The organism is Parafannyhessea umbonata, from assembly GCF_012844235.1.
Classification (GTDB): domain Bacteria; phylum Actinomycetota; class Coriobacteriia; order Coriobacteriales; family Atopobiaceae; genus Parafannyhessea.
In genome coordinates this window covers 138117-152034 of the sequence record NZ_JABAGR010000005.1, presented here as the reverse complement: position 1 = coordinate 152034, position 13918 = coordinate 138117, and the positions used below count along the sequence as shown (strand labels likewise).

General features: G+C 66.0%; 13 protein-coding genes. All 13 read right to left on the bottom strand.

What is annotated here, in order from left to right:
- Positions 1-24: 24 nt before the first annotated feature.
- Positions 25-1746: a proline--tRNA ligase gene (locus HF885_RS06400; RefSeq protein ID WP_235927339.1), complete on the bottom strand. Its 1722-nt coding sequence runs from the start codon at positions 1744-1746 to the stop codon at positions 25-27.
- A gap of 63 nt (positions 1747-1809) precedes the next feature.
- Positions 1810-2928 carry a flavodoxin-dependent (E)-4-hydroxy-3-methylbut-2-enyl-diphosphate synthase gene (gene ispG, locus HF885_RS06395; RefSeq protein WP_170104124.1) on the bottom strand — a complete coding sequence of 373 codons (1119 nt, stop codon included), beginning with the start codon at positions 2926-2928 and terminating at the stop codon, positions 1810-1812.
- 27 nt (positions 2929-2955) lie between these two features.
- Positions 2956-4341 carry a M50 family metallopeptidase gene (locus HF885_RS06390; RefSeq protein ID WP_170104123.1) on the bottom strand — a complete coding sequence of 462 codons (1386 nt, stop codon included), beginning with the start codon at positions 4339-4341 and terminating at the stop codon, positions 2956-2958.
- Entirely contained in the window at positions 4332-5531 is a 1200-nt protein-coding gene (gene dxr / locus HF885_RS06385; protein ID WP_170104122.1) for a 1-deoxy-D-xylulose-5-phosphate reductoisomerase, read from the bottom strand. The genes HF885_RS06390 and dxr overlap by 10 nt, the downstream gene beginning before the upstream one ends.
- Entirely contained in the window at positions 5528-6535 is a 1008-nt protein-coding gene (locus tag HF885_RS06380; RefSeq protein ID WP_235927338.1) for a phosphatidate cytidylyltransferase, read from the bottom strand. Before HF885_RS06380 ends, dxr begins: the two co-directional genes overlap by 4 nt.
- A 5-nt stretch (positions 6536-6540) precedes the next feature.
- Positions 6541-7326 carry an isoprenyl transferase gene (locus HF885_RS06375; RefSeq protein ID WP_170104121.1) on the bottom strand — a complete coding sequence of 262 codons (786 nt, stop codon included), beginning with the start codon at positions 7324-7326 and terminating at the stop codon, positions 6541-6543.
- Position 7327: 1 nt separating this feature from the next.
- Complete coding sequence (gene frr, locus HF885_RS06370) at positions 7328-7873, bottom strand: ribosome recycling factor (protein WP_090846467.1); 546 nt, start codon at positions 7871-7873, stop codon at positions 7328-7330.
- A gap of 9 nt (positions 7874-7882) precedes the next feature.
- On the bottom strand, positions 7883-8602 hold the full coding sequence (gene pyrH / locus HF885_RS06365; RefSeq protein WP_170104120.1) for a UMP kinase: 720 nt from the start codon (positions 8600-8602) through the stop codon (positions 7883-7885).
- Positions 8603-8770: 168 nt separating this feature from the next.
- Positions 8771-9640 (bottom strand): translation elongation factor Ts, encoded by an 870-nt coding sequence (gene tsf, locus HF885_RS06360; protein ID WP_170104119.1) that lies wholly within the window; start codon positions 9638-9640, stop codon positions 8771-8773.
- 48 nt (positions 9641-9688) lie between these two features.
- On the bottom strand, positions 9689-10444 hold the full coding sequence (gene rpsB, locus HF885_RS06355) for a 30S ribosomal protein S2 (protein ID WP_170104118.1): 756 nt from the start codon (positions 10442-10444) through the stop codon (positions 9689-9691).
- Between the two features lie 283 nt (positions 10445-10727).
- On the bottom strand, positions 10728-11651 hold the full coding sequence (gene xerA, locus HF885_RS06350) for a site-specific tyrosine recombinase/integron integrase (RefSeq protein WP_170104116.1): 924 nt from the start codon (positions 11649-11651) through the stop codon (positions 10728-10730).
- Positions 11652-11667: 16 nt separating this feature from the next.
- The gene (gene trmFO, locus HF885_RS06345) at positions 11668-12996 is read right to left on the bottom strand and encodes a methylenetetrahydrofolate--tRNA-(uracil(54)-C(5))-methyltransferase (FADH(2)-oxidizing) TrmFO (protein ID WP_206109824.1); all 1329 of its coding nucleotides are present in this window, start codon (positions 12994-12996) and stop codon (positions 11668-11670) included.
- 25 nt (positions 12997-13021) lie between these two features.
- Positions 13022-13915 (bottom strand): DNA-processing protein DprA, encoded by an 894-nt coding sequence (locus HF885_RS06340; protein ID WP_170104114.1) that lies wholly within the window; start codon positions 13913-13915, stop codon positions 13022-13024.
- Between the last annotated feature and the right edge of the window lie 3 nt (positions 13916-13918).

Below are 13918 nucleotides of genomic sequence, written 5' to 3'. Positions count from 1 at the left end.
GGGCACTTCCTTGCTGCGATGCGCCTACGCGCGCTCCGCCTTGACCCTCTGGGCCAGGAGCTGCGCCACGTCCTCGATCGCGACCTCCGTGCGCTCGCCCGTCGCACGGACCTTGAGCTCGACGTTGCCGTTCTTTACGGCCTTCTTGCCGCAGACCACCTGGAACGGCATGCCCATGAGGTCGGCGTCGTTGAACTTGACGCCCGGGCGCTCCTTGCGATCGTCCACCATCACGTCGACGCCAAGCTCCAGAAGCTCGCGCGCGACCTTGTCCGCCACGGGCCACACGAGCTCGTCGTGCACGTCCAGCGGAATGACCTCGACCTCGTACGGAGCGACGCTCACCGGCCAGATGATGCCGTGCTCGTCGTGGTGCTGCTCCACGATCGCCTGCAGCGTGCGGCTGATGCCGATGCCGTAGCAGCCCATGATGAGGGGCTTCTCCACGCCGTCCTCGTCCATGAACGTGGCGCCCATGGCCTCGGAGTACTTCTTGCCGAGCTGGAACACCTGCGAGACCTCGATGCCGCGGGCCTCCTTCAGGGGGGCGCCGCACTTGGGGCAGCGGTCGCCCGCCTTCGCCGTGACGACGTCTACCCACGCGTCGTCCGCGATCTTGAAGTCGCGGCCGGGGTGTGCGTGCACGAAGTGGAAGTCCGCCTCGTTCGCGCCGATGGTCCACCACTCGGACGGGCGCAGCGACTCGTCGAAGAACACGCGCACGCCCTCGGGCAGGCCGACCGGGCCGATAAAGCCCTTAACGAGGCCGTACTCCTTCAGCTCTTCGTCGCTCATCAGGTGGTACGCGCCAAACGCGTGCTCCGCCTTCACGTCGTTCAGCTCGTGGTCGCCGGGGACGAAGCAGACGACGGGCCTGCCATCTCCGTCCACGAGCGCGAGCGCCTTGCGGGTCGCCGCCGCGGGGATGTGGAGAAACGCTGAGACGTCGTCGATGGTGCCGATCCCCGGGGTCGAGACCTTCTCCATGTCGCCCGGCTCGCCGTCGACCACGGTCACGCCGGCGGTCGCGGCCTCGGTGTCCGCCGCGAACCCGCAGTCGTCGCAGTACACGAGAGCCGCCTCGCCGGCGTCGGCGAGCGCCATGAACTCGACGGACGTGTCGCCGCCGATCTGGCCGGAGTCTGCGACCACGGGGAGCGCCCTCAGGCCCACGCGCTCGCAGATCCTGGCGTACGCGGCCTTCTCCTGGTCGTAGCACTCCTGCAGGGACTCCTGCGTCGCGCTGAACGAGTACGCGTCCTTCATGATGAACTCGCGGCCGCGCATGAGGCCGAAGCGGGGCCTGCGCTCGTCGCGGAACTTGTCCTGCATCTGGTAGAGCGTGACGGGCAGCTGCTTGTAGCTGCGGAGCTCGTTGCGCACCAGGTCCGTGAACGTCTCCTCGTGCGTGGGGCCGAGCGCGTACTCGTGCTCGTAGCGGTCGCTCAGGCGCATGAGCTCGGGTCCGTAGTCGTTCCAACGGCCGCTCTGGTGCCACAGCTCGCCGTCCGTCAGGATGGGCACCTGCATCTCCTGCGCGTCGATGGCCTCCATCTCGTCGCGGATGATGTCCTCGATCTTGTTGATGGAGCGCCACGCGAGCGGCAGGTAGCTGTACAGGCCCACCGCGCCGCGGCGGATCATGCCCGCGCGAAGCAGCAGCCTGTGGCTTGCGAGCTCCGCCTCCCTGGGGTCCTCCTTGAGGGTCGGAGCGTAGAGCTTCGACATCTGCATGTACTTTCTCAACGTGCTTCCTTCCAAGTCACTGCCAGCCGACGCCTGCGTCGGCAAGAACACTAGCGGTATATTCTACGCGTCCTTCTCGCCCGCGTCGCTCTCGATCGCGTCCCCGTAGCGGGCCTCTATCTCGCGGAAGAGCTCGTCCACGATCTGGTCCTCGGGGACGTTGCGGATCTTCTCGCCGTTGCGGAACAGCACGCCCTGGCCACGGCCGCACGCGATGCCGAGGTCCGCGTCGCGCGACTCGCCGGGCCCGTTGACGACGCACCCCATGACCGCGACGGAGATGGGGGCCTTCACCTGCGCAAGGCGTCTTGAGACCTCGTCCGCCATGCCGATGAGGTTCACCTGGCAGCGCCCGCACGTGGGACAGCTCACCAGCTCGGGGTGCAGGCGCCGCATGCCGAGCGAGGACAGCAGGTCCCAGGCGACGTTGACCTCCTCCACGGGGTCGGCCGTGAGCGAGAGGCGCATGGTGTCGCCTATGCCCTGCTCCAGCAGGATGCCGACGCCCACGCAGTTCTTTACCGTGCCCTGGCGCAGCGTGCCGGCCTCAGTTACGCCCACGTGCAGCGGCACCGTGGGCAGCTCGCGCGAGAGCATGCGGTACGTCTGGAGCGTGATGGGGACGGAGTGCGCCTTCGCGGAGAGCACGATGTCGTCGAAGCCGCGCTCGCGGAAGTGCTCGACGTAGGAAGAGGCGGACGCGACGAGCTTCTGCGGCAGCGTGAGGTCCTGGCGCGCGTCGACCTTCGGGTCGAGCGAGCCTGCGTTCACGCCGATGCGGATGGGAATGCCCTGGCTTCCCGCCTCGTCGATCACGGCGTCCACGCGGTCGAACGAGCCGATGTTGCCGGGGTTGATGCGAAGCGCCGCCGCGCCGCGGCGCGCCGCCCCTATGGCGAGCCGGTGGTCGAAGTGGATGTCCGCCACCACGGGAAGCGGGCTCTGGGCGCAGATCTCGCCAAAGCCGTCGAGCGCCGCCGCGTTGGGGACGGCGACGCGGATGATCTCGCACCCCACCTTCGCGAGGCCCTCGATCTGCGCGAGCGTGGACGCGGGGTCGTCCGTCTTCGTGGTGCACATGGACTGTACCGACACGGGCGCCCCGCCGCCGACGGCGACGTTTCCCACGTGGACCTGGTGCGTGAGCTCGCGCGCCGGACGCGCGTCGTTCTCGTCACTCATACAAACCCCCTATCGGCCCCCGCAACGTCAGCCCAGGACAAGGCGGACGACGTCGTTCTTGAGGGCGAACACGAAGATGAACAGGAAGAACGCAAGGCCGACGTAGCTGATGTACGCCTGAACCCTGACGGAGAGCTGCCTGCGGATCACGAGCTGCACGATCTCTATCAGGATCTTGCCGCCGTCGAGCGGCGGGATGGGAAGCAGGTTCATGAAGCCAAGCGACATCGACACCATCGCGATGAAGAGGAGAAGGTCGTTCACGCCGCTCGACGCCGCCTGGCTGGCCGCGGCGGAGATGCCGACCACGGACGAGGCCGAGCCGAGCGTCTCCATGGTGTGCTGCGGCATGATGAGCCTCACCGCAAAGCCGGCGACCTCCTGGCCGTAGCGCACGGCGGAGTATGCCGCGTCCGCGAGGCTCAGGCGCACGCGGCGCGTGAGCGCCTCGACGCCGAGCGCGCCCAGACGCTTGCCGCCCGTCCTCACGACCGCCTCATGCGAGGAGCCGCCGCGCTCGTAGGTCACCTTGAAGTCCTCGCCGGTCTTGAGCGCCGCGTCTATGGCGGAGGCGAGGGTGTTCCAGTCCCCGCACGACCTGCCGCCGACGCTCGTGACGACGTCCCCCGCCCTGAGGCCCGCCGCCTGGGCGGCCGAGCCCCTCGTGACGGCACCGAGCCGGTTTGAGTTGACCGCGACTTCGACGCCGACGAGTGAGAGGCTCGCCGTCACGACGAGAAACGCGAGCACGACGTTCACGAGCGGGCCCGCGAGCAGCGTGAAGACCCGTTTGAGGAAGCCCTTCCCCAGGTAGGTGCGGCTCTTCTCGCACTCAAGCGCCTTGGCCGGGTCTTCGAGCGGTCGCGGGGCGCCCGCCTCGGTCGTGCCCGGAAGAGAGAAGTCGTGACCCCGATCGTACTCCGTCAGCATGTTGGCGTCGCGGCGGAGGGTCTCGAAGGCCTCGGGCAGGGTTGCCTGCGACGGCGCCTCGCCCTTCTCGGCATCGTAGTACGGGCGGATGGCGGCCCAGTCCGCAAGCGTCGCGAGCATGTCGTATGCGCGGTCAGCGTCCACCCCGAGCTCCGCTGCGACGTCCGTGGCGAGCACGCGGCCCTCGCGCTGCACCATGCCGAAGCAGGCGGGCAGCGCGGGCAGCAGCTCGTCGTGCGTGCCCTCCATGCCGCAGATGCGCGTGTAGCCGCCAAGCAGGATGGGCGTTACGCCGAACTCCGTGCCGTACGTGCGGGACTTGCGCGCCAGGTGGTGGCGGCACGGCATGCCCAGGTAGAACTCCGTCACGCGCATGCCGCAGGCGCGGGCTGCGAGGAAGTGGCCGCCCTCGTGCAAAAACACGAGGAGCGACAACACGACCACGCCCCAGAACACGGCGGACACGACGCCCATCAACGGCATGCCCCGTCCAGGTAGGACGCGGCGAGCTTGCGGGAGCGCGCGTCGACCTCCTCGAGCTGCGGCAGGGACTCCACGGGGGCGACCTCGGTCTTGCCCATCACGTGGGCGACCGTCGCCTCAACGTCCAGGAAGCCGCAGCGGCCCTGCCTGAACGCGAGGTTCGCCACCTCGTTCGCCGCGTTCATGGCGCACGGCATGGTGCCGCCCGCACGGCCCGCCTCCTTCGCGAGCCTGAGGCAGCCGAACGCGTCCTCGTCCGCGCGGCCGAACGTGAAGTCCGGCGCCGCGCGGTAGTCCACGCGGAGCGCGGGAGTCTCCCAGCGCTCTGGGTAGCTGAGCGCGTACTGGATGGGTATGCGCATGTCGGAGGGGCCGAGCTGGGCCTTCACGACGCCGTCCTCGAACTCGACCATGGAATGCACCATGCTCTGCGGGTGCACGAGCACGTTGACCATGTCGACGGGGACGTCGAACAGGTGGTGCGCCTCGAGCACCTCGAGCCCCTTGTTCATGAGCGTCGCGGAGTCGATCGTGATCTTGGCGCCCATGGCCCACGTTGGGTGCTTGAGGGCCATGGCCGCGCTCACGTGGGAAAGCTCTTCTCGGCCCATGCCGTAGAACGGACCGCCGGAGCACGTGAGCCAGATGCGGTGGACATCGGAGCGGTGCTCCCCCACCAGGCACTGGTAGATGGCGCTGTGCTCCGAGTCGACCGGTATGAGGCGGCCGGGGCGCGCGAGCGGCATGAGGAGGTCGCCGCCGACGACGAGCGACTCCTTGTTCGCGTACATGAGGGCCTTGCCGGCCCTGAGCGCGGCGTAGCCAGCGTATATGCCCGCAAAGCCCACGACCGCGTCCACGACGCTGTCTACGTCCTCGGCCGACGCGACGCGCACGAGGCCCTCCTGGCCGAAGCTCACCTCACAGGACGCCGGGAGCTCGGCAAGGGCCGGGTCGTCCCGGTGCGCCTCGTTCGCGATCACGACGTGCGCACAGCCAAACTCCCGCGCCGCCCTCACGGCGAACGCCACGGAGTCGTTCACTGCCACGGCGACGACGCGCAGGCGGTCGGCGTGCTTGCGGCAGACGTCGAGCGTCTGCGTGCCAATCGACCCCGAGGCGCCCAGGACCGCGACGCGCTGCGGCTCGCGCCGCGTGACGCCGGACTTGAAGTCCTCGAATATGCTCACAGGATTCCTCCCAGCCTGAGCAGCAGGAACGCAGTCATGCCGCCAAAGAGGAGCGAGTCCGACCTGTCGAGCATGCCGCCGTGGCCCGGCATGAGGTTGCCGGAGTCCTTCACGCCGACGCCGCGCTTGATGCGCGACTCGAACAGGTCGCCCGCGACGGCGGCCGCGTCGACCAGCACGCCGCACACGATGGCGTACGGCAGGTTGATGTTGTAGATGCCGAGCGCGAACACCACGACCCACACGGCGACGCTGCCGACCATGCCGCCCCAGAAGCCCTCGACGCTCTTGTTGGGAGAGATCCTGGGCGCTAGCTTGTGCTTGCCGAACTTCGACCCCACGAAGTACGCGCACGAGTCGCTGAGCCAGATGGAGCCCATGACCGCAAAGGTGAGAAGGGCGCCCCTCCAGCCCGGGAAGGCGTCGCGGATGATCACGATGCTCGAGAACGCGAGCGACGTGTAGATGGGCCCGAACACCGTGAGCGCCACGTCGCCCATGTTCGCACGCGGCGTCGAGACATACCACAGCGCGCACACCACGAGCAGCGCGAAGATGACGAAGAACTCCGAGTCCGATATGTTCGAGAGCGGCGCGAACGGGAAGATGACTGCGAACGCGAGCGCTATGACGTCGTTTGGCATCCTGCCGCTGCGGCGGGACATCTTCAGGAACTCCGAGCAGCACAAGAACGCCATCACCGCGATGAGGATCGCCGTGGGCCACGTGCCCAGAAACAGGCACGCGACCGTTCCGATCGCGTAGATCGCGCCGGAGACGATGCGCATGGTCATGGTGGACGGGTGCTTTCCGCCGTCCTTCCGGCCGGCATCCTCGGCCTTCTCCGCCGCGGCCGCAGGCTTCGCGCCAGATGCGGCCTCCTGCTCCTTCTCCGGCGCCGCCGAGCCCTCCTGCTCATCAGCTCGCCGCGACGTCGTGCCCTCCGTCAGCGGGGCGTCGCCCGTCTGGGTCTCCACGTTCTTCTCGCCCTTGTTGTCACCCATGTCGCTCACTTGCCCGTAACACCTCCAAAGCGCCGGTTCCTGCCCTGGAAGGAACGAACGGCCCTCAAGTACTCCCAGCGGTCGAAGTCCGGCCACAGGGTGTCGGTCACATAGAACTCCGTGTATGCCAGCTGCCACAGCAGGTAGTTGGAGAGCCTGAGCTCGCCCGAGGTCCTGATGAGCAGGTCGGGGTCAGGCATGCCCGCCGTGTAGAGCCTGGACGAGAAGAGCTCCTCGTCCACGTCGTCGGCAGACATCCTGCCTTCGGCAACGTCCCGCGCGATGCCCCTGCACGCGCGCACGATCTCCGCGCGGGACCCGTAGTTCACCGCGAGCGCGAACGTCATGCCGTCGTGGTCAGACGTCTCGTCGAGGCCCTCCTGGAACACGGCGCGCGTCTCGTCCGGAAGACGCGTCAGGTCGCCCAGGAAGCGCAGGCGCACGTTCTCCTGGTGGAAGAGCGGCAGCTCCTTCAGGAGGGTCGTCGCGAACAGGTGCATCAGGAGGTTGACCTCCTTCTGCGGGCGCTTCCAGTTCTCGGTCGAGAACGCGTACACGGAAAGCGCGTCCACGCCGAGCCGCACGCTCGTCGTGACGGTCTCGCGCAGCGAGTCGACGCCCGCGACATGTCCCTGCGAGCGGTCGAGCCCGCGCGCCTGTGCCCAGCGGCCGTTGCCGTCCATGATGATGGAGACGTGCCTGGGCACGCGCTCGAGGTCGACGTCCGCGAGCGATATGTCCTCGGGTGCGTCTGCGTAGTATGCGGCGAGCTTGTCCAAGTCTCGTCTCAAGCTAGATCTCCATAACCTCGGAGGTCTTCTCCTTCAGCATGGAGTCGACCTTCGCGACGAACTCGTCCGTGACCTTCTGGATCTGCTTCTTCTCGCGGTTCACGTCGTCCTCGGAGAGCTCCTCGTCCTTCTCGGCGGCGTGTATCGCGTCGCGGCGGGCGTTCCTGATGGCGACGCGCGCCTCCTCCGCGTACTTGTTGCAGTCCTTCACGAGCTCCTTGCGGCGCTCCTCCGTCGGCTTCGGGAACGGCAGGCGGATGGAGACGCCGTCGTTGCCGGGGGTGATGCCCAGGTCGGAGGCCTCGATGGCCTTCTCGATCGCCTTGAGCGCCGTCTTGTCCCACGGCTCGATCACGAGCATTGAGGCCTCGGGGACCTTCACGCCCGCAAGCTGCGTGATGGGCGTGGGCTGCCCGTAGTACTCGACGCTGATGCCGTCGAGTACGTGCGCGTTCGCGCGCCCCGTGCGGACCTTGCTGAAGTTGAACTTCAACGCGTCGATCGCCTTGTCCATGCTCTTCTTCGCGGAATCGGTAAAGGTGCTCATTTCGCTCTCCTATTCGTCTACGACGGTCGTTCCAACGTGCTCGCCGCGAAGCGCCCTGTCAAATATTCCGTCCTCATCGAGGTTGAACACCATGATGGGCATGTGGTTGTCATGGCAGAGTGCCGTCGCGGTCGCGTCCATAACGTGGAGGTCCCTGTTGAGGACGTCCATGTACGTGATGGTGTCGAACTTCTTCGCATCCGGGTTCTTCATGGGGTCGGAGTCGTAGATGCCGTCGACCTTCGTCGCCTTCATCAGGATCTCCGCACCGATCTCGCACGCGCGCAGCGCCGCGGCGGTGTCCGTCGTGAAGTACGGGTTGCCGGTGCCCGCGGCAAAGATCGTGATGCGACCCTTCTCCAGGTGCCTGATGGCGCGGCGCCTGATGTAGGTCTCGGAGACCTGGTGCATCTCGATCGCGCTCATGACCCTGCATACCATCCCGTTACGCTCGAAGGTATCCTGCAGCGCAAGCGAGTTGATCACGGTCGCGAGCATGCCCATGTTGTCGCCCTGGGCCCTGTCCATGCCTGCGGCCGCGCCGGAAAGCCCCCTGAATATGTTGCCGCCGCCCACGACGACCGCGATCTGCATTCCCGCGACGTATGCGGGCTTGAGCTCCTCCGCGATCTTCTGCGGAACGTCGGGGTCGATTCCAAACTCCTTCGACCCCATGAGGGCCTCGCCAGAGAGCTTCAGAAGCACGCGCTTGAACTTGTAGTCGGACAATCCAGGCCTCCAGTCACTTGGGGAAGACTAAAAAGCTGTTCGTTCACGCTCATAAGATTCTAGCAAAGCGCGAGAAGAACCACCCAACCAATAGGCAAGCAGTCCCTGGCGCCATATAAAAGGAGCCGGTGCTTGGCACCGGCTCCACAGAAAACACTCTGTACGTGGCTACTCGCCGAAGGAGAAGCGCACGAAGCTGACGACCTTGACGTCGTCGCCGAGGCTCTTGGAGACCTTCGCGGCGAGCTCGTTGATCGTGACGCCGGACTCCTTGATGGACTCCTGCTCGGTCAGGCAGTTCTCCTTGTAGAACTTCTCGAGCTTGCCGAGGGCGATCTTCTCCTGGATGAACTCCGGCTTGCCGGACTCGGCGGCCTGAGCCATGTAGATGCTCTTCTCGTGCTCAAGAACGTCTGCGGGGACGTCCTCGCGGCGCGCGGAGACGGGGTTAGATGCAGCGACCTGCATCGCAACGTCGTGGGCAAAGCTCTTGAATTCGCCGGCAGCGGCGGTCTCGGGCTTCGCGAACTCGAAGGTGACGATGTCGGCCAGCTTGCCGTTGTGGTGCACGTACTTCGCAAGGGCGCCGTTCTCGACGGAGACGCGCTTGAAGCGGGCGACCTTCATGTTCTCGCCGATGACGTGAATCATCTCGGTGAGCTCGTCGGCGACGGTGCTCTCGCCCATCTTGCATGCCTTGAGCGCCTCGTCGTCAGCGGGGTCGTTCTCGACGACGACCTTGGCAAGCTCGTTGGCGAAGCCGGTGAACTTGGGGTTGGTGCCGACGAAGTCGGTCTCGCAGGTGAGCTCGAGAAGAGCGCCCGTCTTTCCGTCCTCGGAGATGTAGGCGGCGACGGTGCCCTCGTTCGTCTCGCGGCCAGCGCGCTTGACGGCCTTGGCAACGCCCATCTTGCGGAGAACGTCGACGGCCTTGTCGATGTCGCCATCAGCCTCGACGAGGGCCTTCTTGCACTCCATCATGGGGGAGTCGGTCATCTCGCGCAGCTGCTTGACGAGGGCGGCGGTAATCTTTGCCATGTTGCCCCTCCTTTGGGGTTGAAATCCTATAGAGCTTGTGACCTTGGGCTACTCGGCAGCGGGGGTCTCTACCGCAGGGGTCGTCTCGCCGGCAGCCATCTCCTGCTCGGTGATCTGCTCCTTGCCGGAACCAGCCAGAACGGCGTCGGCAACGAGCTCGCACATGAGGTTGACGGAGCGAATCGCGTCGTCGTTCGCGGGGATGCCGTAGTCGACGACGTCGGGGTCGGAGTTGGTGTCGAGAAGGGCGACGACCGGGATGTGCAGGCGGTTTGCCTCGCGGATGGCGATCTCCTCGCGCTTGCTGTCCACGACGAACAGGGCCTGCGGCAGGGCGTGCAGGTCACGGGCGCCACCGAGGTTGCGCTGGAGCTTCTCGAGCTCCTTGCTCAGGACAGCCTGCTCCTTCTTGGGGAGAAGAGCCATGCGGCCGTCCTCGACCATGGCCTCGAGCTCCTCCAGGCGATCGATGCGGGAGCGCATGGTCACGAAGTTGGTCAGCATGCCGCCGAGCCAACGCTGGTTGATGTAGGGCATGCCGCAGCGCTCGGCCTGGGTCGCGATGGGCTCCTGGGCCTGCTTCTTGGTGCCGACGAACAGGACGCGGCCACCCTTGGCAGCGGTGTCCTTCAGGAAGGTGTATGCCTTGTCCGCGTCGAGCACGGTCTGCTTGAGGTCGAGGATGTAGATGCCGTTGCGCTCGCCGAAGATGTAGGGCTTCATCTTCGGGTTCCAGCGACGCGTCTGGTGGCCATAGTGGCAGCCAGCCTCGAGCAGGGTGCGGATGTTGATCTTAACAGCCATTCTGAAAACCTCCATTGGTTGGTCCTCCGTGTGATATCAACCCCGTGCTAACCACCTAAGGCGCGGCTGTCGCCTTAGGCACCGTGGTCGACGAGTCGTCACACGTGTGAATTTATGCCGTGCGATCGCACAGCGAGAAAAAATTATAACAGCGGGAGAGCCGATTTTCCACGACGTGAAAAAATCGTATCAGCTCCACAAGTCGCGCCGCAACCCTCGGCATGGGCGGCGGCACCGCTTTTCTCGAACGCCCCACGCCCGCTTTCCGTGACATCCGTCACCTTCACTCTCCCCGCGGGTGGGCCTGCCGAGCCGCCGCCTTCATCCTATCGATCGTGAGGTGGGTGTAGATCTGCGTCGTCGAGAGGTCGGCATGCCCAAGAAGCGTCTGGACGCTTCTCAGGTCGGCACCGCCAGAGAGGAGCTCCGTGGCATACGTGTGCCTCATCGCATGCGGCGTGACCCTCCTGTCGATGCCCGCCGCCGTCGCCCTTCTCTCGAACACGGTCCTAAGCGCGTCCGCGGACATCCTATTGCCACGGGTGGAAAGAAAGAGGGCCTCTTCACGCGTGAGGCTTTTCGCGGCAAGCGCGGGCCTCGCCTCAGACACGTAGGACCCGACCCTTTCCGCCGCGAGGTCGTATATCGGGACGATGCGGGTCTTGGACCCCTTTCCCTCGAGCCTCACCTGCCTCTGGTCGAGGTCAACGTCCCCGAGGTCGAGCTTCGACACCTCGGAAATCCTCGCCCCGGTCGCGTACAGGAGCTCCAGGAATGCCCTGTCCCTCACGTCCTTCGCATCCCGTCCGTCACAAGCCCCCAGAAGCCTCTCGGCCTCCTCCTCGGTAAGCGTCCTAGGGAGCGTCTTGGCCCTCTTCGGGCTCACGATCGCCGCCGCAGCGTCCTCCGTCGTCACGCCCTCCTCCACAAGCCACCTGTAGAGGTCCCGTACCGAGGAGAGCCTCCTGTTCATGGTCGCCGTCGAGTACCTCGCGCGGCTCATCTCGGCAAGGTAGCCCCTCAGCTCGGAGTGCGTAACGTGGAACGGGTCGACGTGACGCCTTTCCGCCCAGTCGAGATATGCCCGAAGGTCTCCCGAATAGGCCCTTACCGTGTTGTCCGAAAGCCTCTCGACTCCCCCTATGTGCCTGAGGAACCGCCCGACGCACGAACGGAACCTCTCGAGCTCCCCTCCTGCGGTCGCCATGGTGACGCGCGTTCCGCTATCGGAAGGCTTCGAAGAGGTCGCGACGCGACTCAAGGTACCCTTCCAGGTCGACGGTCGCCCGGTCTGCGTATGCCTGATACCGCTCCCTCTTCTTGCGTCGCCCGCCCTCAAGCGGCGGAACGAGTCCGAAGTTCACGTGCATCGGCTGGTACGGCCTGGTATCGGGGTTCGTGGCGTACGCGACGAGCGATCCGAGCGCACCCGTCCTCGGAAGATCGACCTCCTCGATGCCGGTGATGTCCGCATATGTGTTGAGGGCGGCGAGCAGCCCCGATGCGATTGCCTCGGTGTACCCCTCTGTACCGGTAATCTGCCCCGCAAGCCTTGTCTGCGTTCCGGGGATCCTGAACGTATGGTCGAGCACCCTCGGGGCGTCGACGAACGAGTTCCTGTGCATGACCCCATACCTGAAGAACTCGGCGTTCTCGAGGCCCGGAATCATGCGGAACACGCGCTTCTGCTCTCCCCACGTCAGATTCGTCTGGAATCCAACGAGGTTGTATGCGGTCAGGTCGGCGTTCTCCGCCCTGAGCTGCACCGCCGCCCACGGTCGCCTGCCGGAGCGGGGGTCGGTCAGTCCCACTGGCTTCAGGGCGCCGAACCTGAGCGAGTCCCTGCCCGTCCTGGCGACCTCTTCGACGGGTTGGCACGCACTGAAGAGGTCGCTCTGCTCGAACTCCTTGGAGACGACGCGCTTCGCGGAAACGAGCTCTTCGTAGAAGCTCTCATACTCCTCGCGGGTCATCGGGCAGTTAAGGTAGTCGCCCCTACCCTGTTCGTCGTAGCGCGACTGCGAGAACACGACTCCCCTGTCCAGCGACTCCACGTCGACGATCGGCGCCGCGGCATCATAGAACGAGAGGGACTCTCCGCCGACCTTTGCGGCGATCGATGCGAAGAGTGCGTCTCCGCAGAGCGGGCCCGCGGCTATGACGCACGGTCCTTCCGGAATCTCCTCGACGACGCGACGCTCCACGGTGATGTTCGGGCTCTCGTCGATCGCGTGACCCACGAGCGCGGAGAACCGCCCGCGGTCTACGGCGAGGGCCCCTCCGGCCGGCACGGCGGATTCCTTCGCAAGGCGGATGAGCCTAGACCCCATCTTCTCGAGCTCCTCCTTCAGGAGCCCCGCCGCACTCTCGTGCCTCATTGACTTGAGGGAGTTCGAGCAGACGAGTTCGGCGAAGCCGTCGGTGTGGTGAGCGGCCGTGCTTGCCACGGGACGCTGCTCGACGAGTGTCACGGAAACCCCCCGATCCGCAAGCTGCAGCGCGCACTCACTGCCGGCTAGTCCCCCACCGACCACGACAACACTCTTCGACAACGTGCACTCCTCTCGACAGCCATTCTCAGGGACCCATTCTATCCGAAGCGCGGAGGAGCTCGGCCGTGGGCGAGTATCTTCCGTCCGGGAGCCGGACGATCATCCCCCGCGCCTCGTAGTCACTCAGCGTGCCCAGAATCGTGATGACGCTCTCGCCCAGCCTGTTCGCCAGCTCGTCCGCCCTCGTCGGGGATGCCACGAGGGCGGAGAGGACGCGGCCTCGCTCAGAATGCGAGCCGTCCGCGCAAAGCCTCAGCTTGTCGTAATCCAGCGCGATGCACATCTCTAGGTCTCGCTCAGAGCACACGATGCTCGCACCGTCCGAGATGAGCTCGTTCGTCCCAACGGACTGGGGCGAGTAGATCGACCCAGGTATCGCATACAGCCTCCTCCCCATGGCTGATGCTGCTTCCGCCGTGCTCATGGTCCCAGACCTCACGCCGGCCTCCACGACGAGCGTGGAATCGGAGATTGCGGCGATGATCCTGTTTCTCTTCGGGAACGCGTATCTCCGAGGAGGCGCGCCCCACCTCTCGAGGGATATCACCGCGCCCCTCGATATAGCGCCCTCGAACACGTCCCGAGACGATTGCGGATAGACGACGCCGGCGCCGCATCCGCATACGACCACAGTCGTGCCCCCCGACGCCTGCGCCGCCCTCAGCGCCGCCGCATCGCAGCCGAGGGCTCCCCCCGAGACGACTACGAGCCCGCTCTCCGCCGCGATTCTCCCGGCCATCTCGGCCGTGGCGACCCCGTAGGGGGAGGCGCGCCTCGATCCGACGATTGCGATGCCCGCGTCCATCAGAACCTCTGCGGCACCGATGCCGTAGAGGCGCTCGGGAGGGTCGGAGAGGTCCTCTAGTCGCCTCGGATACTCCTCTTCACCCCGTCTCAGCTCGAAGGACTTCCCCCTCATTCC